At 42.4% G+C, this 21,378-nt stretch carries 15 protein-coding genes; 3 read left to right on the top strand and 12 right to left on the bottom strand.

The window, feature by feature from the left end; translation table 11 throughout:
* Positions 1-57: 57 nt before the first annotated feature.
* Entirely contained in the window at positions 58-747 is a 690-nt protein-coding gene (mtgA, locus tag VCA1004_RS08250) for a monofunctional biosynthetic peptidoglycan transglycosylase (RefSeq protein ID WP_086983202.1), read from the bottom strand.
* Between the two features lie 227 nt (positions 748-974).
* Here mtgA and fusA point away from each other — a divergent pair, with 227 nt between their 5' ends.
* A complete protein-coding gene (gene fusA / locus VCA1004_RS08245) occupies positions 975-3,065 on the top strand; it encodes an elongation factor G (RefSeq protein ID WP_086983205.1) in 2,091 nt (696 codons plus the stop codon).
* Between the two features lie 569 nt (positions 3,066-3,634).
* On the opposite strand, the gene VCA1004_RS08240 is transcribed toward fusA, so the two are convergent.
* From VCA1004_RS08240 to VCA1004_RS08190, 11 genes are all read right to left on the bottom strand, one after another.
* Entirely contained in the window at positions 3,635-3,847 is a 213-nt protein-coding gene (locus VCA1004_RS08240) for a VF530 family protein (RefSeq protein ID WP_086983207.1), read from the bottom strand.
* Between the two features lie 148 nt (positions 3,848-3,995).
* On the bottom strand, positions 3,996-5,267 hold the full coding sequence (locus VCA1004_RS08235; protein ID WP_086983209.1) for a cytosine deaminase: 1,272 nt from the start codon (positions 5,265-5,267) through the stop codon (positions 3,996-3,998).
* Between the two features lie 34 nt (positions 5,268-5,301).
* Positions 5,302-6,558 carry a cytosine permease gene (gene codB / locus VCA1004_RS08230; RefSeq protein ID WP_086983211.1) on the bottom strand — a complete coding sequence of 419 codons (1,257 nt, stop codon included), beginning with the start codon at positions 6,556-6,558 and terminating at the stop codon, positions 5,302-5,304.
* Between the two features lie 99 nt (positions 6,559-6,657).
* Positions 6,658-8,337: an AMP-binding protein gene (locus VCA1004_RS08225; RefSeq protein WP_086983213.1), complete on the bottom strand. Its 1,680-nt coding sequence runs from the start codon at positions 8,335-8,337 to the stop codon at positions 6,658-6,660.
* 514 nt (positions 8,338-8,851) lie between these two features.
* Entirely contained in the window at positions 8,852-9,994 is a 1,143-nt protein-coding gene (locus tag VCA1004_RS08220) for a glycerate kinase family protein (protein ID WP_086983215.1), read from the bottom strand.
* A 125-nt stretch (positions 9,995-10,119) separates the two neighbouring features.
* Positions 10,120-11,256, bottom strand: a complete 1,137-nt coding sequence (locus VCA1004_RS08215) for a sugar diacid recognition domain-containing protein (RefSeq protein WP_086983217.1) — start codon at positions 11,254-11,256, stop codon at positions 10,120-10,122.
* Between the two features lie 345 nt (positions 11,257-11,601).
* Positions 11,602-12,816, bottom strand: a complete 1,215-nt coding sequence (gene pncB, locus VCA1004_RS08210) for a nicotinate phosphoribosyltransferase (RefSeq protein ID WP_086983219.1) — start codon at positions 12,814-12,816, stop codon at positions 11,602-11,604.
* A 283-nt stretch (positions 12,817-13,099) separates the two neighbouring features.
* Positions 13,100-14,131 (bottom strand): 2,3,4,5-tetrahydropyridine-2,6-dicarboxylate N-succinyltransferase, encoded by a 1,032-nt coding sequence (gene dapD / locus VCA1004_RS08205; protein WP_086983221.1) that lies wholly within the window; start codon positions 14,129-14,131, stop codon positions 13,100-13,102.
* Between the two features lie 151 nt (positions 14,132-14,282).
* Entirely contained in the window at positions 14,283-14,876 is a 594-nt protein-coding gene (locus VCA1004_RS08200; RefSeq protein WP_086983223.1) for an acetate uptake transporter, read from the bottom strand.
* Between the two features lie 152 nt (positions 14,877-15,028).
* Positions 15,029-15,325 (bottom strand): YebG family protein, encoded by a 297-nt coding sequence (locus tag VCA1004_RS08195; protein ID WP_086983225.1) that lies wholly within the window; start codon positions 15,323-15,325, stop codon positions 15,029-15,031.
* A gap of 69 nt (positions 15,326-15,394) precedes the next feature.
* Entirely contained in the window at positions 15,395-16,306 is a 912-nt protein-coding gene (locus VCA1004_RS08190; RefSeq protein ID WP_232012585.1) for a LysR family transcriptional regulator, read from the bottom strand.
* Positions 16,307-16,468: 162 nt separating this feature from the next.
* On the opposite strand from VCA1004_RS08190, the gene VCA1004_RS08185 reads away from it, so the two are divergent.
* Both VCA1004_RS08185 and recC read left to right on the top strand, forming a co-directional pair.
* Positions 16,469-17,464: a TDT family transporter gene (locus VCA1004_RS08185; RefSeq protein WP_086983229.1), complete on the top strand. Its 996-nt coding sequence runs from the start codon at positions 16,469-16,471 to the stop codon at positions 17,462-17,464.
* A gap of 78 nt (positions 17,465-17,542) precedes the next feature.
* Positions 17,543-21,145 carry an exodeoxyribonuclease V subunit gamma gene (gene recC / locus VCA1004_RS08180; protein ID WP_086983231.1) on the top strand — a complete coding sequence of 1,201 codons (3,603 nt, stop codon included), beginning with the start codon at positions 17,543-17,545 and terminating at the stop codon, positions 21,143-21,145.
* Positions 21,146-21,378 lie beyond the last annotated feature (233 nt).

Here is a 21,378-nt window from a genome sequence, read left to right as displayed (position 1 = left end):
GGAACCAGGAACCAGGAACCAGGAACCAGGAACCAGGAACCAGGAACCAGGAACCCATCAATCCATTTCCTTCAAATACCCCAATCCCAACTGATTCATTTGTGTTTCGATCCAATCGACTCGTTGCCATAGATAAGGTGTTGGCTTAGCAACATTGAATTGATAAGGGTTAGGAAGGACGGCGGCTAAACGAGCCGCTTGAGGTTGGGATAATTGACTGGCGTGAATGCCGTAAAAATGTTGACTGGCTGCTTGTACTCCATAAATCCCCGGACCAAATTCGACAATATTGAGGTAAATTTCTAAAATGCGCTTTTTTCCCCATTCCAACTCGACCAGTAAACTTAAGTAAGCTTCGATGGCTTTACGGACAATATCTTTGCCTGACCATAAAAATAAATTTTTAACGGTTTGTTGAGTTAAGGTGCTGGCACCCCGAAAGCGCTCTCCAGCAATCATATCTGCGACCGCTTGTTGAGTGGAGGCAAAATCGATTCCATGATGAATAGGAAAACGTTGATCTTCGGAGGCCATCACCGCAAGTTGCATATAAGGCGAAATATTGTCTAAATTTACCCAGTTGGCTTGAGGATAAGAGTGGTATTTCTCTGGTGGAAACCAGTCTCTTTGTAATTGCCAACTCCAAACGATGGGATTGATGTATTTAAGCGGAAAAGTCAATAAAACGGAGAGAACACCAAAGAACAGCAGTGTTTTTACGATCCATTTTTTCAGCCGTTTGCCCATTTTAATCCTTTATAATGTGCAGTAAGTGTTACCAGAATAGAGCTAACACGATAAAATTGCGACATTTTGATGACTTTAAGCATCAAAAAGGAGCATTTTTTTGCCTTTTAATTGAGCTTTTTTTAAATAAAAAAGATTTTTTATCCAAATGCTCAGAGGGGATATCAGTCTTGACAGATTGTGTTATACTCTGCGCGAACTTTATATCCTATTAATAGAGTAAGACAATGACTGACTTATCAAAATACAGAAACATTGGTATTTTTGCGCACGTTGATGCGGGTAAAACTACCACGACTGAACGTATCCTTAAGCTAACAGGTACTATCCATAAAAGTGGTGAGACGCACGATGGCGAATCAACAACTGACTTTATGGAGCAGGAAGCTGAGCGTGGTATTACAATCCAATCGGCAGCGGTAAGTTGTTTCTGGAAAGACCACCGTTTCAACGTAATCGACACCCCGGGACACGTTGACTTTACAGTAGAAGTATATCGTTCTCTTAAAGTTCTTGACGGTGGTATCGGTGTATTCTGTGGTTCTGGTGGTGTTGAACCACAATCAGAAACTAACTGGCGTTACGCTAACGAATCTGAAGTTGCACGTATCATTTTCGTAAACAAACTGGACCGTATGGGTGCAGATTTCTTCCGTGTTACTGATCAAGTACGTAAAGTACTTGGTGCTACACCACTAATCATGACTCTACCAATCGGTATCGAAGATCAGTTTGTTGGTGTTGTTGACGTTCTAGAACGTAAAGCTTACGTTTGGGATGAAACAGGTCTACCTGAGAACTACTCAATTGAAGAAGTTCCAGCAGACATGGTTGATGATGTTGAGCAATACCGTGAAGAGCTAATCGAAACGGCTGTTGAGCAAGACGACGAACTAATGATGGCTTACATGGAAGGTGAAGAACCTTCTCTAGAGCAAATCAAAGCTTGTATCCGTAAAGGTACTCGTGATCTAGCGTTCTTCCCAACATACTGTGGTTCAGCGTTCAAAAACAAAGGTATGCAACTAGTACTTGACGCAGTTGTTGATTACCTACCTTCTCCAACAGAAGTTAAACCTCAACCTCTAATGGACGAAGAAGGCAACGAAACTGGCGAACACGCTATCGTTTCTGCTGATGAATCTTTCAAAGCGCTAGCATTCAAAATCATGGATGACCGTTTTGGTGCACTAACTTTCGTTCGTATTTACTCTGGTAAATTGAACAAAGGTGACACCATTCTTAACTCGTTCACAGGTAAAACTGAGCGTGTTGGCCGTATGGTTGAGATGCAAGCGGATGAGCGTAAAGAACTGACTTTCGCACAAGCGGGTGACATCATCGCTATCGTTGGTATGAAGAACGTGCAAACTGGTCACACTCTATGTGATCCTAAGCACTCAGTAACTCTAGAACCAATGGTATTCCCAACTCCAGTAATCTCGATTGCTGTACAGCCTAAAGATAAAGGCGGTTCTGAGAAAATGGGTATCGCGATCGGTAAAATGGTTGCAGAAGATCCATCTTTCCAAGTTGAAACTGATGAAGAAACTGGCGAAACCATCCTTAAAGGTATGGGTGAGCTTCACTTAGACATCAAAGTAGACATCTTGAAGCGTACTTACGGCGTAGACCTAATCGTTGGTCAACCACAAGTAGCTTACCGTGAAACTATCACTCAAGCAGTTGAAGATAGCTACACGCATAAGAAACAGTCTGGTGGTTCTGGTCAATTCGGTAAAATTGATTACCGTATCAAGCCTGGTGAAGTGGGTTCTGGCTTCAAGTTCACATCAACAGTTGTTGGTGGTAACGTACCTAAAGAATTCTGGCCTGCAATCGAAAAAGGTTTTGCTGGCATGATGGACAACGGTGTTCTAGCTGGCTTCCCAGTACTAGACGTTGAAGTTGAACTATTTGACGGTGGTTTCCACGCAGTTGACTCATCTGCAGTAGCATTTGAAATCGCAGCGAAAGGCGCATTCCGTCAATCTATGCCAAAAGCTGGCGCACAACTTCTTGAACCTATCATGAAAGTTGACGTGTTCACTCCTGAAGATCACGTTGGTGATGTTATCGGTGACCTTAACCGTCGTCGTGGTATGATCAAAGACCAAGAAGCTGGCGTTACAGGCGTTCGCATCAAGGCTGACGTACCACTTTCAGAAATGTTCGGTTACATCGGTTCTCTACGTACAATGACTTCTGGTCGTGGTCAATTCTCTATGGAATTCGCACACTACGCACCATGTCCAATGAACGTTGCAGAGCAAGTAATTGCTGACGTTAAAGCTCGTAAAGAAGCTGAGAAGAAGTAATTCTTTTTAGTTGATTAAAGCTTAATAAAAACCCGCTAGAGATAGCGGGTTTTTTTATGCATGAATAATGCTAGTTTCGAGTGTCTAGTTTCTGGGAAGAGCTGGTTCGGAATGCGAGGACGCTTTGCTAGGGAGCCGAAAAGCGGTGAACGGAATTATAAACAGTGTCATCCTGAAAAGCGAAGTAGGTGCAATCAGGGAGCTGAATGCAGCGGATGAGTATCATGTTTCGGAATGCTAGGACGGCTTTGCTAGGAAGCCGAAAAGCGGTGAACGGAATTTATAAAATTGTGTCATCCTTAAAGAGAAGTAGGTGAAATCAGGGAGCTGAATGCAGCAGATGGATATCATGTTTCGGAATGCGAGGATGCTTTGCTAGGGAGCCGAAAAGCCGTACAGAACTGAAAAACAATGTCATCCTGAAAAGCGACGTAGGAGCGCAGTTCAGGATCTCCTAAAGGGATTGTTGGATAAAAATGTAGAAATATTATGAATATAGGTTGCAGCTATTTTAAACTTAACTCGCAACTCGCAACTCGCAACTCGCAACTCGCAACTCGCAACTGCGTTTATTTCTTCAAATCAATATACAGCTGTTCAACCTTTGTTCTTGCCCATTCGGTTTTACGTAAAAACTTCAGACTGGATTTAATACTGGGATCACTTTTAAAGCAGTTAATATTGACCATTTGCGCGAGCTTATTCCAGCCATAATAGTCAACTAATTCAGTGAGAAGCTTTTCGAGTGTGATTCCGTGGAGCGGATTATTGCTTTGTGTCATGAAGTGCCTAGGCCAATGAGTTGGAAAGAAAATAAAGTGGTGAGTATAGCGGAATATGATATTAATTAGTGTGATTGATATAAAAATAAGGTTCAATGGACGCAAATACCACCAAACCTTATTTTTTGTGAGCTTGTAGCCTTGAATATTAACGTTTAAAGGTCACACATTCTTTTTCGTCTAATTGAATGTGAGTTTGTGCAAGCTGAGTTTCTGCGATTACTTTACCACCGCGGATAGAGTATTGTACCGGGACTTGACGACGTACCGCTTCAAACCCATTTTCGGCAGGAAGCACAATCATATTGGCCGGTTTACCGACTTCAATACCATATTGATCTTGGATATTAAGTGTTCGTGCTGAATGGTCAGTGATCAGTTTGAGTGAATCATTAATTTGCTCATAACCCATAATTTGGCAAACATGCAGCCCCATGTGCAATACTTGCAGCATGTTGGCTGTGCCTAATGGATACCATGGGTCAAATACATCATCATGGCCAAAGCACACATTAATATTGCTGGCTAACATTTCTTTGACGCGGGTGATACCACGGCGTTTTGGATAATCATCAAAACGACCCTGCAAGTGAATATTCACTAATGGATTGGCAACAAAGTTGATGCCTGACATGCGTAATAAGCGGAATAAGCGTGAAGTGTAAGCGCCATTATAAGAATGCATGGCCGTGGTGTGACTGGCTGTGACTTTATTGCCCATATCATATTTATGCGCCAGTGCCGCGACGGTTTCAACGAAGCGCGATTGTTCATCATCAATTTCATCACAATGTACGTCAATCAAGCGGTCATATTTACGCGCTAACTCAAAGGCAAAGTGTAATGATTCAACACCGTATTCACGAGTAAATTCGAAGTGGGGAATGGCACCAATAACATCGGCGCCAAGTTTGACGGCTTCTTCTAAGAGCGCTTTACCGTTAGGGTAAGAAAGAATTCCTTCTTGTGGGAATGCGACGATTTGCACATCAATCCACGGTTTCATTTCTTCTTTTACTTCCAGCATAGCTTTGAGCGCGATTAATGTAGGGTCAGAGACATCGACATGGGTGCGCACAAATTGAATACCATTAGCAATTTGCCATTTTAAGGTTTTCTTTGCACGTTGCTTCACATCATCAATTGACAGCAGATCTTTACGCTCAGCCCAACGTTCAATCCCTTCAAATAATGTACCGGATAGGTTCCAATTCGGCTCACCTGCAGTCTGTGTCGTATCTAAGTGAATATGCGGTTCACAAAAAGGGGGAAGGACTAAGTGACCTTGGGCATCAATAGCCTCTTCATTTGAGGTATTGGTTGAGTTTGAAATTTCACTGATAACACCATTTTGGATGGTGATGGTTTGTAATTGCTCATGACCACGTAAGCGGGCATTTTTAATAATTAGGTTTGACATAACACACTCGTTTTTATGGATTTATTTTATCGAATTATTGTTCAAATTCGACAACTGGTGTTGGTGACTGTGGCAGTAGTTTATCAATAATAGGATTAAACACTAAGTAACAAATTGCCCCACCAATTACCGCGTTAAGCGGCACGATACCGGGGATAAATTTACCCGCTGCGACACCAACTAATACAGCGATGATGGCGGCCCAATTGACGGTCTTAAAGGTTTGCTGTTCGTAGTTGAAGTATCGCTGACGATTTTTAAAGAAATCGGCAATGATCACCCCACCAATAGGGGGAATAGCCAAAGATAAGAAAGTTAGCCAGCCCACAAAGTTGTTGTAAAGCCATAAGGCGCAAAGCGTTCCGACGATGCCATTGATCATAGAAATGTATTTACTTGGCAAGCCGGTAATATTGGAAAAACCGAGTCCAGACGCATACAAAGCGTTGTCGTTGGTCGTCCAAATATTGAGACCCAGAACGATAATAGCGGGAATTAATAGTCCTTGTGCCATCATCACTTCAGAAATATCAGACTTACCGGTGACAGAAGCGCCAGCCGCCCCGAAGATAAACATGAGTGAGTTACCAATGAAAAACGCAACCATGGTAATGATCACCGCATTCAATGGTTTCTTACCAAAACGAACGAAATCAGCGGTTAGCGTTCCGGCACTGATGAAAGAACCAATAACCATGGCAAGAGCAATGGAAAAATCGAGCGGTTGTTCTGGGACATGATGTTGAATGACTTCAAGGCCGCCGACACTATGGATAGCTTCGTAGACCGAGTAACTTCCCAAGAGGGCAATCGCGGGAACGGCAATGGTAGAAAGAATCATCAGGGCTGAAATACCGAAATAGACGGTAACCGTCATCAATAAACCTGAAACGATGATGAGGATATTAGTATCGATGCCAGTGGCTTTTTGGACAGGAATGGCGAACATCGCAACCCCAACGCCGAACCAACCAACTTGTGTACCACTGAGAAGAAAAGAGGGGAGCCAAGAACCTTTAGAACCAAAGGAGAAGCGAGCTAATAAATGAGTTGATAATCCAGTTGAAGAGCCAATGTAGCCAAGAAGGGAAGTGTAAATACCGAGTAATAAGTTACCAATGAGAACCGCCATGAAGAAATCGTGATAGGTGAGTCCGGTTCCGAGTGAGCCACCTGTCCACATACTAGCGGAGAAAAAGGTTAACCCCAACATCACGAGAGTGAGGGATATCACCCCTTTTCGCTCCGTTTGTGGTACGGGTCCGAGGCTAAAGTCATTATCTTGCGCCATCTTAATTCCTTATTTAATCGTTTGCGTAATGAAGACGGCGCGTTTTATAAGCTATTTATGCATTATGCGCAAGCAATAAGCGCAATAAAGTGAAAGAGTTTACTCTTCCCAGACAATCAATTGGTCTTTAGGCCAGTTAGCTCCGACCTCATGATATTGCTTTTCTAATACATGACGTTTGATCTTTAATGTCGGGGTTAAGACACCATTTTCGATGCTCCAAGGTTCTTTGATCATTAATACCCCTTTGATCTTTTCATGAGACTCTAGCTCTTGGTTAATTTGATGAATGATCTTTGCGGTTTTTCTTTCATAACGAGCTCGATCAAAGTGTTTAAATTGATGAGGGATGACTAATAAAATAGGAGCGGGCAGTCCTAAACCAATTAGGCACATCATTTCAACTCGTGAAAATTCGAAGATTTTTTTCTCAATTGGCACCGGAGAAACAAACTTACCTTTGGCCGTTTTGAAGGTGTCTTTTTTACGCCCCTCTATTGATAAATACCCGTCTTCATCGATGCTACCAATATCTCCAGTATGCAACCAACCGTCCTCATTAAAGGATTCTTGTGTTGCTTCATCATTTTTATAATAGCCTGCAAATAACCCTACACTGCGCACCATGATTTCATGGTCATCGGCAATGTTCAGTTCAATGCCTGGGCCTGCGGCACCAACTGTACCAATTTTGTCGGCTCGGAATGGGTAATTGAGAGTGCTGTAAGCAAAGGTTTCGGTCATCCCCCAAGCTTCGGTAATATTCATTCCCACATTGCGATACCATTGCAACAAGGATGGAGAGATAGGAGCTGAACCACAGCCGAGCACTCTGGCTTGTTCAAGACCTAATCCTGAGACTATTTTCTTTTTTACTATGGTGTTAATAAAAGGAATCGCGAGCAAAATATTCAGTTTGCGCTGCGGCATTTTATCTAAAATACGTTGTTGGAATAAGGTCCATAATCGAGGGACAGACACGAATAACGTTGGTTTATGTGCTTTCACATCGTCAATAAAAGTATCAAGGCTTTCGGCAAAGCTAGTAGGAACACCGCCAAGCACCGAAGTCCCGAGAACATAAACGCGCTCCGTGATATGCGCCAAAGGTAAGTAAGAGAACAATCGGTCATTTTTTTGCAAACCTATGTGCTCGACAATTTTACTGGCACTCCAAGCAAATCCGCCATATGTCAACATTGCGCCTTTAGGTAAGCCAGACGTCCCAGAAGTATAAACAATAGACATTAAGGTATCGTGATGATGTTGAGGGCGTTCTGTGCTCGGTGAATGGTTTTCAACGAGTGTTTGGTATTGATGATGACAATCTGGTGCGCTGTCATAAGGTAAAGCAATGGAGATGACGGAAGGGTATTGGTTTAATACTTCAAGCGCCGCTTTGTCGTCATCAAGTTTTCCCACAATAATGGCTTTAGATTCACTGTGAACTAAACAATGTTCAATGGTGTCACTGCCAGCGGTCGGGAAAATAGGAACGCTGATGTAGTCTCCCAACATTAACGCAAGATCGCAGATAAACCATTCCGCACAGTTTTTAGAAAGTAAGGCCACTTTATCTTTCGGTTGCAGGCCTAAATCACGCAAAGCAGAGACTAACGATAAGGCTTGCTCTGCCACTTCTAAAAAGGTGAAGGACTTTATTTTACGTTGAATAGGCTGAGTTAAATACACATCATTCGGGCGCTCTTGAGCCCATTTTAAAATCATTTCATGTGGAAATGGGAGACTTGATGGTACGGATTGATTTACTGAATTCATAATCTTCGCCTTGTTTTACAATCTATTAACACTTTTAGGCGAGTCACATGGAAATAACAATAAGACTAAGGTCCAACCAGTTTAATTGTGTGAGCTTCGACATCAATTTGATTGTAACTATTTTTTGCGGATGAGCTCGTCGGTGGAATGACGATTGGTATCAATAACCTCAGATGTGGATAACTAGAAGTCACTCAATACCACACTTTGGCCGTCTAACTTCGTTAAAATCGACACAAGAGGCCAGCTATTGACTTATGATTTTGCCTTGTTATCCATTCCAAATTGCAGCATTGAGAGACAATAATTAGCCTTAGGTACCTGATAGATATTTTTCTCACCTATATATCAGAAGGTTAAACTTGTTTTTGTGACACTCTTATCCGCAGTTGAGGTTAAGTAAGAACTCTAACCTGGTTTGGAGCTCGGTCTGGCAGAAACGGGCTGGATCATCAATGTTAATCCAGCTTCAATGTTAACTCAGCCGCAATGTTAACCCAGCCATAAGTGCTGTTCATGCCATAGATAATTTCATGGTTCGAGCCACATTTTCCGCTAAGTTGGTCATATTAACTTCAGCTTCTAAGAAGGCCGTTTCCAAGGTAAAAGGTCGTGGAATTGCAGCAAAAACCGCGTCAATTCCATGTTGATAAACTGCTTGGTAGTTATCCCCTACGCATCCAGCTAACGCTATGACAGGTAAATTAAATTGTTTTGCAGCTTTGGCTATCCCAACGGGGGTTTTCCCATGAGCACTTTGCCAATCGATACGTCCTTCACCAGTAATGACGAGATCTGCATTATGAAGATGTTGTTCAATCGATAAAGTTTGCAACACAATATCAATGCCTGGTTTGAGCGTTGCGGAGGTAAAACCAAGAAAAGCGGCACCTAAACCTCCAGCGGCTCCAGCGCCAGGAATGTCTTTAACTTGTTTGTTTAACTGCTGGGCGATGACATCAGCATAGTGGCTCAACGCGTTATCAAGCAAAATAGTGTCTTCTTCATCGGCTCCTTTTTGTTTTCCAAAGGTTGCCGTTGCCCCATGCTCACCACACAAAGGATTGTCCACATCACAGGCAATCAAAATATCGCATTGTGAGAAGTCAGTATTCATTTTGTCCGTTCGAATGGATTCTATCTGGGTTAAGCCGATCCCATTCCCAGAGATCTCATGACTATTTTTATCTAAAAATTGGACGCCTAATGCTTCTAACATCCCCATGCCACCATCATTAGTGGCACTGCCGCCTAAGCCGATGATTAATTTTTTAGCGCCCTGTGCCAAAGCATGTGCAATTAATTCACCGGTTCCATAGCTGGTGGTTAACTTAGGATCACGTTGGTTAACTGGGACGTGATGTAACCCACTAGCAGCTGCCATCTCAATAACGGCAGTATGATGGAGCTCTCCTCCTAAGCGGCCGTAAAAAGCCTCAACGGGGTGGCCGAGAGGTCCTGTTACTTGACATTGAATAATCTCTCCTTGGGTTGCATCAACCAAAGATTGCACCGTTCCTTCACCACCATCAGCTAATGGTAAGTGTACGTATTCAGCATCTTGCCAAACCCGTTTAAGGCCATTTTCAATCGACTGGCACACTTGTTTCGCGGTTAAGCTTTCTTTGAATGAATCAGGAGCAATAATAATTTTCATAACAGGACCTTATAGCGAAATGATGCTTATAGTATTGCGGTAAATATCAAAAATTACTTTAGTAACATAACCAAAAATTATGATGGAAATAATCATGCTTTTTGTGCTCATGAACAAATTTGTAATTAATGTGTGATCTGGCAAGCAATATACAATTCAACCAATCCATTGAAGTTATGAGGTGAGATTTGGGTGATTTGTTCAATTTTGTTTAAGCGATAACGTAAGGTATTTCTATGAATGTATAAGCTATTAGCGCATTCGGTTAAATTGCCTTGATGTTCAAATAGTCGATGTAAGGTCTTTAATAATTGACCTGAACGGTCGTGTTGTTTGAGTTTAGTTAGTGCGGTTGATAATTGTGCACCTTGCCAATGCTCTTTTAGAGGGGAGAGTAAGACCGCCATGCGCATCTCTTCATACAAATATTTTGTTTGGCTTGGAAGGTGGTGTTTACCCAGTTGTAGAACTTGTTTGGCACTTTGAAAGGATAATGGCATTTGCTTAGCCGAAGGAAAGTACTCACCTAAAGCCACGTGGAGCCGATGAATGCCTTGTTCGGCAAGGTGGTTGAGTAGCTGATCAATATGGCAACTTTCTCGCTGATGATCCCAACGGTCTTCTTGTGGTTTACATGGCTTTAAGACCAAGATTTGATTCATCGCCACAACCGCGACGAGATTATTACGTTTGGGGTATTCAAGAGATTCAACGATCTGGCGGATATGATTCATTTGGGTATTTGGGGAATCATTGGAAAGCTCAATCAACACCGCGACTCGAGGTTGGTGGATATCAATAGAGAGGCGTTGCGCCCAGCTTTCGAGTTCTTGTTCGGTGAGCTCGTCATTAACCCAACTGGAAAGAAACTCTTCGATATGCCGCTTATCCCATTGTAACTGTTCAATCAATAAAGAACGTTCAATGATCATCTCTGAGGTCATTTTGACTAATTGTGCAAAGTGACGAATGGAGTCTGGCTCCCCGGTAATGCCAACAACCCCAATCAGTTGTTCGTTATGTTTGAGTAAAAGGTTAATCCCAGGCTTTACACCTTTTAAGGATTGGCGGCTCTGCTCGGTGATTTCAACAGTATCACCATGTTGAATTGCTAATAACGCCCCATCATGAATCTGACCGATACGCTCTGGTTCACCACTGCTGATGATGATGCCACGCTCGTTCATGACATTGATATTGGTATCAATGATAGCCATGGTGCGATCAACAATTTGTTGGGCAAGTTGAATATCTAAAAACATAAAAAAAACCGACTCAGTAAAAAAAGTAATTAGCCTCAACTGCGGATAAGAGTGTCACAATAACAAGTCATAACCTTATGATATATAAAAGATAAAAAATATATCAGGTACATAGGGTTGATTACTTTCTCTCAATATTGCAATTTGGGATGGCTAACAAGGCAAAATCATAAGTCAATAGCTGGCCTATTGCGTTGATTTTAACGAAGTTAGACGCCCAAAGTGCTGTATTGAGTGACTTCTAGTTATCCGCAGCTGAGGTTAATTACCTTAACTGAATCGGTTTCTTTGGTCACAGTTCCATTATAAAACTGTGAATATGTACAAATATTGTGGAATGAGCGCTTAAGAGGCTAAGTGAAAAGCTTGTTTTAACTGCCTTAAGTAATCTTCATCTCGACACATACTTTTTCCTGGTTCATCTGAAATTTTTGCAACGGGCCTACCTTGGCAGGCGGTCAGTTTCAAGACGATATTGAGGCTCTCAACCCCTGGAATATCACAGGTGAGCTTAGTGCCTATCCCAAAGCTGGTTTGGACTCGATGCGCAAAGTGTTGATAGATTTCCAGTGCTTTCTCAAGCGATAAGCCATCAGAAAAGACCAATAATTTATGTTGAGGATCGATGCCTAGCTTTTGGTAATGAGCGATGGCTTTTTCGCCCCATACAATCGGATCACCACTATCATGACGTAAACCGACAAAGGTATGCGCGAGTGTTGGCGTGAAATCGCGTAAAAAAGCATCCATATTGATGCAATCAGTCAAAGCAATGCCTAAAGAATCAGGATACTCTTTTAGCCAAGTGTGTAAGGCTAATTGTTGTGAATCGGCAAGATCACCGGTTAATTGTTGATGAGCTTGGAACCATTCATGCGCTTGAGTCCCGACGGGGGTAAGCCCTTTTTTAAACGCAAAGTAATAGTTTGAAGTCCCTTCAAATTGAGGGAAATGGTTCATGAGTTCATCAATGATTTTTTCTTGGACTTGTTTCGAAAAGCGACGACGAGTACCAAAATCAATTAACGAAAAGGCAGACATATCAACGTGTGGCGATAGTGCTTTTACTTGTGCTAATTTGTGATGTAAATGCTGGCAAGCTTGCTCTACGGTAGCCTGCGGATAACGAGCTCTGCCACGAACCTCACTAATAATAGCGAGTAGAGGTACTTCCCATAAAATTACATCTAACCATTTACCACGTAGAGTGATGTGTAGTTGGTCACTCTCATTAGTGATTTCAATGGTTTCTTTTTGTAATTTAAAATCGGCTAAGTATTGAATATAGTCAGCTTTAAAAAATGGTAAGCGAGATAAAAATTCCAGTTCATCTTGCTGAAAAGTAAGCTGACAAAGTAAATCCACTTGCGCTTTTATATCATCAAAATAAGGGCGCAAATCTTCTTCACTACGGCAATGAAACTCAGCGACAACCTCCACTTCTGGGTATTGGTGAAATACCGCTTGTTGCATGTGAAGTTTATAGGCATCGGTATCAAGTAGAGAATCAATAATCGTATTGGTATTGATGTTGTGATTAGTTTGTGAAGGTAACGTCATAAATCTTGTTGGCAAGTAAGCAATCCGCGTAGTGTAACCGATTTTTAACGGATTGGAAAAATATCCCGTTGTTCTGAAGTGAAATTCATCGTTAATGGTATAGGGTGTGAGGGGGTAAAGGCTTTTAGCTTATCGTAAACCTCTCTTAACAAAAGGTAAAAAATCCCGTAAAAATTACGGGATTTCAATTTGTTACCTTGTACAGCTTAATAGTAAGAGTAAAAGAAAGGTAGTAACTCTAAAACTCAATTAAGGGTATAGAAGTTTTTATTAGCCAATCAAATTAGTTATTTGAATGCAGTTCACTGTTGAGCTCAACCGCTGATTTGTTGGTTAAGCATTCAATTTTACCGGTTACCGAGTTACGGCGGAATAACAGGTCAGGTTTTCCAGCAAGATCACGCGCTTTGATCACTTCAACTTCTTGGCCACTTGAATCTAGCATGGTGACTTTGGTTCCCGCTGTGATGTAAAGGCCAGACTCTATTGTGCAGCGATCTCCCATTGGGAAGCCCAGACCAGCGTTAGCACCAAGTAAGCTATTTTCACCAATCGAAATCACTACTTTACCACCACCTGATAGCGTACCCATGATAGAAGCGCCACCGCCAATATCTGAACCTTCACCGACCATCACACCAGCGGAAATACGGCCTTCAACCATGCTGACACCGGTAGTGCCGGCATTGAAGTTAATGAAGCCTTCATGCATAACCGTGGTGCCTTCACCAACGTGAGCGCCTAAACGGACACGTGAAGTATCGGCAATACGTACGCCAGTTGGAACAATGTAATCCACCATTTTAGGGAACTTATCGACACAATCTACCGTCAGGGTTTGGCCATTTAGACGCGCTTCAATTTGACGCTCAGCCAATTCAGGTAAATCGATAGGTCCTTGGTTTGTCCAAGCAATGTTGTGCAGTAATCCAAAGATGCCATCTAAGACGATACCATGCGGTTTAGCTAGGCGATGTGAAATAAGTTGTAGCTTTAAGAAGCCTTCAGCAACAGAAGTCGGTTGCTCGTCACTTGCAAGCACCACTAAGACTAATGGTTGAGAAGATGTCGCTGCTTTTTCAGCAAAGTCGGCATTGGCTACATCGGCATTGGCGGCAAAAGCGGTCGCAAGCTCTGCAGCAATGTCAGAGGTAATTTCAATTGCTTGGTTTCCTTCAGAGTAACCAGCAACTTGAGCCACAGCAGAAACTAAAGCATCTGATGGGTTAAGGATTGGGTGAGGGAAGAAAGCTTCGATAATTTTCCCATCACGGTTTTTCGTTGCGGTACCAAAGGCAAGTGCAAAATTAGCCATGTAATCATTCTCTCCATGTAAAAAATAGAGGGTAAAGCGTAAAGTAATTTACCCATTGAATATTAAGCATTGAGTCCAATCATAATGATTGCATGCGTGACTGAAAAGCTTTGAAGTGAAAATAATCTTAAATGAAGAATATTTATGCACTTTATTCTGGCTTTAATTGCTGGGCAGAGTAAGGGATAGCGTGGCCAATGGGTAACAAGGCATAACCTAACTCGTGGTTAAGGATCTTTGCTAAAGCCAAATAAAAGGCGCTAATCCCACAACCTATGCCGATCAAACTGGCGAAGATATTTAACCAAGGATGTGGAAAAAATTGCTGTAAGGTCAGTAAAAAATACAGTAATGCCAAAGAAGAAAAGATAACGAAATCGATGGTGCTTAAACGGCGAGCGACCAGAGTCATCATCGCGGTAAAAATACCCCATAGTAAAAAATAAAATCCAATCACTTCAGAGGGAGCAGAAGGTGAAATGCCTAACATTGGGAAAAGAGCAATCCCGACAAAAGAAAGCCAATATAAGCCATAAGCGCAAAAGGTGATGCCCGAAAAACTGCGACCTTGCTTATACTCTAAAAGCCCAACACATAATTGAGTGGCACCGCCAAAAATAAGCGCCATCGAAATGAGTAGGGCATTTAACGGCAATAATCCTAAACTGTGTAAGTTGACGAGGATACAAGTAATGCTAAATCCAAATAACCCGAGCGGGCTATAATCGATGCGATTCATGTCCATTGAGCGATCTATTATAAGTGAGTCATGAATAGATTAATTAGCATGGAATTGTGAGTAGGTAAATGCATTGTATTTAATATTGTATACAATGTGTGATGGGTATAAAAAAACTGAAACTTTCGTGGTTTCAGTTTTTAGATACCTTACCTAATTTAAGCGGCTTCAGTATCAGATTCGATTTTCTTGGGCGCTTCTTTTTTGGCTTTTTTTTCACTTGGGCGACGTTTAGCACCTAAAGCATAAAGCACTTCATCCTTGTTTTGCGCAAGGAACATCGACAGTTCTTCTTTTTGCTCGTCACCTTCGATTAATTTGCTTGTTTCTAACAAAATGAATAGCTCATCTGCCATATCTAACATTTTGTCATAAGCGTCAGCTTCAGCCTTGGAAGTAAAAGTCATCTTTTCTTCTCCGTTGCGTTCCACCACGTACTTGACGATTACAGCCATGGTTACCCTCTATGAAATGTAAAAATTAACTGTTTTTTTATACAGTTAATAGCATGAATTGTCCAGCCCTTAGCGACTGGATTGTAACGAGTTGAGCATTTTCCAATCACTACAGAAGGAGACAAAGGTTTTGAGGAGTGGGCTTTGATATTTTTCTTTATGCACAAGTAGCCAATAACGACGCGTCATATTTAATGGCAGATTAAGCATCACGACTCTTTTATCGAAGAGGGCCGATTGTGCTGCAAGCTTCGATAAGCAAGCAAGGCCTAAGTTAGCGGCTGTCGCATTAATGATCGCTTCGGTGGTGTTTAATTGAAAGGCCTCATTCCAAATTTCAATACGGGGGGCGACGGTACGTAAGAAAAACTCACGAGAGCCAGATCCCGCTTCACGCAACAACCATTGGCTGTGTTCTAAATCTCCAGCCTGAATTTCTTTATATTGAGCTAAAGGATGAGTTGGAGCACAAATGACGCACATTTCATCTTGATTCCAAGGTTGCATCAATAAATTATCCGATTGGATTTTACCTTCTATCAAACCAATATCGAGTTCGTAATCTGCCAGTTTTTGACAAATTAAGCTGGTATTCGAAATCCACAAGCTTTGTTGCTGGTGGCCCGTTGATTGTCGAAAATCTCGTAATAGGTAAGGAGCGACTTGATTGCCCACCGTATCACTCGCGCCAATTTTTAACTGACCATGTAAGGGTTGGTTGGATAAAAATAAATTATTGATGTCTTCACTTCGGTGTAAAAGCTCATCGGCAAGAGGCAGAAGACGCTTTCCTTCTTGATTGAGGATTAGGCGATTATTGACCCGATCAAATAAAGCATGGCCAAGTTGTTTCTCCAGTTCACTCAATGATAGACTCACCGCCGCTTTGGAAAGGAAGAGTTTCTCAGCAGAGGCTGTTAAGGTGGTATGCTGAGTGATCGTGGTGAAGACTTTGAGTTGCCGCAAGGTGATATTGCTCATTACTCTTCCTCTTTCATCGTGGAATAGGACTGCTGCTTGAATTGGATGTTCATTCATTATGTCGTTTTATTTATCTTAACTTATGTTTTATTTATTTAAATATAATTAAACCAAAGCCAAGGTTAATATTGTGACATTGAAGTGTTATTCAGTGAGAACAAGATGAAAAGAACTGAGAAAAGTCTTATTTCTGGTGCGCCGACCCCAATGGCAGGATTGGCTTTAGCTATCGCTAGCTTAGGCTGGAGTTGGGAGAATGCCGCCAATTTGCATGGTTACGCGCAATGGGGAAGTGCTGTCATTGCGGCGTTATTATTGCTGGTATTAGCGATTAAATTTATTTTTCATTTTCAGCTACTACGTCATGATTTGGCGCACCCTGTTGTCGGAAGTGTCGCCCCTACTTTTGCGATGGGGACAATGGTTGTCTCAGCCTCACTTGGGCATTTTTACCCTCAGTTTGGGGATGGCTTATGGTTGTTGGCGGTGGCAATTCATGTGGTTTTCTTGGCTGCGTTTACTTATCACCGCTGTCAGGAGTTTGAAGTTCACCACATGGTGCCAAGCTGGTTTGTTCCGCCGATTGGGATTGTGGTTGCGGATGTGTCCTTTTCCGGTAACCCAACGTTAGCGCCGATTGCCAATGCCACGTTGCTATTTGGGATTGTGTCTTATGCCATTATGCTGCCAATGATGATTTATCGTTTTATTTTTTGTCAGCAAGTACCTGATGCGTCTAAACCCACGTTGGCGATCTTAGCCGCGCCAGCCAGTTTATCGTTAGCCGGATACCTAAGCTTCACCGCGAATCCATCTATCTTGGTCATCATGACGCTATTGCCGATAGCACTCTTAATGACAGCGTTGATTTACATTGCTTTTTATCAATTATTACAACTGCCATTTAGCCCCGGGTATGCGGCATTTACCTTCCCGATGGTGATAGGCGCCACGGCGTTATTCAAAACAGCCTCTTGGATGTCTGGTATTGAGGTGTTGGCGCAGTACGCTCCTCATTTCTATTCATTGGCTTTGGTAGAATTATGGATTGCCACTGCTGTGGTAGGGTATGTGGCCTTGCGTTATTGGTTATTTTATCGTCCCCATCAATATTTATTAGCCACCAATGGTGCGCAATCGCCTTCATTACCGTCTTAATTTGACGGGAAATGCCTAAAATAAACCAAGCACTTATGCTAATCTGAGTTTATTCAATTCTCGTTGCGTGAGTGCTTTGTGTTTACTGTTTATCATTCCAATCAAGTCGATGTTTTAAAATCATTACTCGTTGAATTAATTCGTTTAAAACCACTGGCAAACCCATTTCAAGCTGAGCAAATCTTAGTGCAAAGCCCTGGCATGTCGCAGTGGTTAAAAATGGAATTAGCAAAGGAGTTTGGAGTAGCGGCGAATCTTGAGTTTCCTCTTCCGGCAACGTTTATTTGGAATCTCTTCACTCAAGTGTTACCGGATGTACCGAAACGCAGTGCTTTTAATAAAGAAGCGATGACGTGGAAGTTAATGCAGATCTTACCGACGCAATTAGACAAGGCGGAATTTTCGCCCTTAAAACGTTATTTAGTGGGAGATGATGATCAATCTAAGCGCTATCAATTGGCCGAAAAAATCGCGGATATTTTTGATGGATACTTAGTGTATCGACCTGAATGGATCGCGGCTTGGGAAGCAGGGCAAACCGTTGCTGAATTAAATGATGAGCATCCTTGGCAGCCTATTTTGTGGCAAGCCCTCTATGATCAAACAGTATCAATGGGACAATCTCCTTATCATCGAGCCAATCTTTATGATGAATTTATTGATTGTTTAGAAAACTATGTTGGAGATCTAACCCAGCAAGCCCAGTTACCACAACGTCTGTTTATCTTTGGGATAACAGCATTACCTCCTCGTTATATGGATGCCTTACGCGCACTCGGCGAGCATATTGATGTCCACCTGATGTTTACCAACCCATCTCGTTATTATTGGGGGGAGGTGCGTGATCGTAAATACCTTGCCAAATTAGCCGCAAAATCACGCCAGGTGATGCATAGTGAGCAAACGTCAGAGTGGCTAAAGGGCTCGATTGAGCAAAATACGTTATCGGAAGCGCAGATCTTACAAACGGCTTCTTTAGATAATAATGCTTCTTTACATAATAATGCTTCTTTACATAATAATGCTTCTTTGCATATTAAAGATGCGGTCGGAAACAGTTTATTGGCCTCAATGGGAAAACTTGGGCGTGATAATTTATATTTGCTCTCACAATTAGAAGCCAATGAAATTGATGCTTTTGTTGATGGTCAAAATGACACCTTATTACACGCCATTCAACAAGATGTGTTAGAGCTACGTGAACATCAAGACGATCAACAATCGGCCACGACGAGTCAGTATAAACCGCTAATTTCAACGCATGATACGTCATTGCAGTTACATATTTGCCATAGCCCAATGCGGGAAGTGGAAGTGTTGCATGATCGGTTGTTGGCCATGTTTGATGCTGACCCTAATTTAAAGCCACGCGATATTATTGTCATGGTGGCCGATATCAATGCGTACAGCCACGCGATTCAAGCGGTTTTTGGTAACGCACCTGGTGAGCGTTTTATTCCTTATTCCATTTCTGACCGTAGTGTGGATCAAGAAAATCCCATTCTACAAGCGTTCATGCGGTTAATGTCATTGCCACAGCGCCGTTGTCAGGCTTCCGAGTTATTAGAACTATTGGAGGTTCCGGCGGTGATGCAGCGTTTTGAACTCAACGAGGATGATTATCAACGGATTGCACAATGGGTTCAACAAGTTGGGGTGCGCTGGGGGTTAGACGAAATTACCGCAACCCAATTTGAACTTCCAAGCTACAAGCAAAATACTTGGTTGTTTGGCATTGAACGTATGCTGTTAGGCTATGCCATGCCTGAAGCGGCGGGGCTGTACCAAGCGGCAGAGAGTGAAATGGCTGCCTTTGATGAAGTACAAGGAATGGATGCGGAACTTGCGGGTAAATTGGCCAGCTTTATACGTCGTTTACAGCGCTATCGTGATCGTTTGTCTACCGCTCAACAATTTGTGACTTGGCAACACTATTTGTTGCAAATGCTTGATGATTTCTTTGCGGTGGAATTAGAAGGGGAAGCCATTTTAAGTACCATTCGAGATTGTGTGCAGCAGCTTAGCCAACAATTACTCGATGCCGGGATGTCTCTTGAGGATGAGATTTCTCCTAAAGTGTTGGAGCTTTATTTGCAAAATCACTTATCGAATGCTCGAGTGAGTCAACGCTTTTTAGCCGGTCAAGTCAACTTCTGTACCTTGATGCCGATGCGTTCGATCCCATTTAAAACCGTTTGTTTACTTGGGATGAATGATGGCCTTTACCCTCGAAATGTCGCCCCTGAAGGCTTTGATCTGATCAATGGTCGAGCACGCGCTGGTGACCGTTCGCGTCGAGATGATGACCGTTACCTGTTCTTAGAAGCATTGCTTTCTGCGCAACGTTATTTGTACATCAGCTATGTGGGGCGTTCGATCCAAGATAATAGTCATAAAGAGCCTTCGGTATTGGTGGCTGAATTGCTGGAATATTGCCAACAAAACTATGCCTTAGAAGGCTATCAAACAATGCCAAGTGATGAATCAGGGCAAGCGTTAATCTCTCACTTTAGTCACTTACATCCGTTAGTGCCTTTTAGTAGTCAGGCTTTTGATGGGCGCTCACCGGCCTTAACCAGCTATGCCAAAGAATGGTTACCGGTGGCGAAACAGGCAACGCAAGGGCTGGTTGAAAGTGAGCAAGTAAGTTTTATTCAACCGCTCGATTGTTATTTGAGTCAATTGGAGCCAGAAGCGCCCAACCAATATGCCCTAGAACTAGTGGATTTATTGCGTTTTTGGCATTTGCCGGTGAAATATTTTTTCAACCACAGGCTCAAAACCTATTTAGATCGAAATCCTATTTCTTTAACGCAAATGGATGATGAGCCGTTTGCCGTGAATGGGTTAGATAATTATTGGTTTGGTGAACATTTATTGGCTCAATGGCAACAGCAAGGGCAAGAATCTGGCCAATTATCTTTATCGAGCTTTGAGCAATGTGCGCAAGCGTATTTACAGTCTCATCAAGCACAAGGGCAACTACCAATGGCGGGCTTTGGTGAGTTGGCCGCACAAAAATTACGTGCGAATGTGACGCCTTTAGCCGAAGCATTATTGCCTTATGTTTCGCAACCAACCGCCGATGTCGAAGTATCAATTAAGTTGGATGTAGAGATTAATGGCAATACACAGACGATTCATTTAATCGGCTGGTTAGCTGGGCAAACTCAGTTAGGAATGGTGCGCTACCGCAGTGGTGGGATTCATAGTCGTTACTTATTAAGTTATTGGCTCGAACACCTGTGTTTAAATGCCAGCGGTTATTCCTCTGCCACCTATTTGCTAGGCATGCAAAAAGGTCAAGTACAACAGTTACAGTTCACCTCACTGCCTCAAGAGCAAGCAAAGCACTATTTGCAATCTTTCGTTCAAGCGTATTATCAAGGAATGGATGCCCCGTTATGCTTCTTACCTAAAACGGCTTTTGTTGGCATTGAACAAGGTTTTGATCAGCAAGGTCAATGGATTGGATTTACAGAGCAACAAGTGAAGCAAGCCGCGTTGAATACGATGGAAAAAGCTTTTATTGGCAGTGATTTTGGGACCACTGGTGAAGGCCAACTGGTTTATGTGCAACGAGTTTGGAAGCAATGGGACACTCAATTAGCGGAAACCTTATTGCAGGCTGGTGAAACCTGGTTAAAACCTTTATTGGAGCATTGCAAAACCGAGGAATAAAGGCAAAAGAAAAGCCGCCAGCAAATCGTTGTTATTGTAGGGCGCTTGCTGAGCGGCGGAGAGTAGAGGTAACTGTTTTTCAGTTAATTTTTCAGCCTACTTTGAGTGTTACTTCTCCCTTGAGGGCAGAGTAAACCGAGTAGATCATTATTGGATTTATATTTTTTTAAGCTCTGTGGCTTGGGCATGGATACTATGTTGAAAGTATGCCAAAGGATGTGAACAGACTCGCA

The sequence above is a fragment of the Vibrio aphrogenes genome (genome assembly GCF_002157735.2).
Taxonomy (GTDB): domain Bacteria; phylum Pseudomonadota; class Gammaproteobacteria; order Enterobacterales; family Vibrionaceae; genus Vibrio; species Vibrio aphrogenes.
This window is presented reverse-complemented; position numbering and strand designations above follow the sequence as displayed.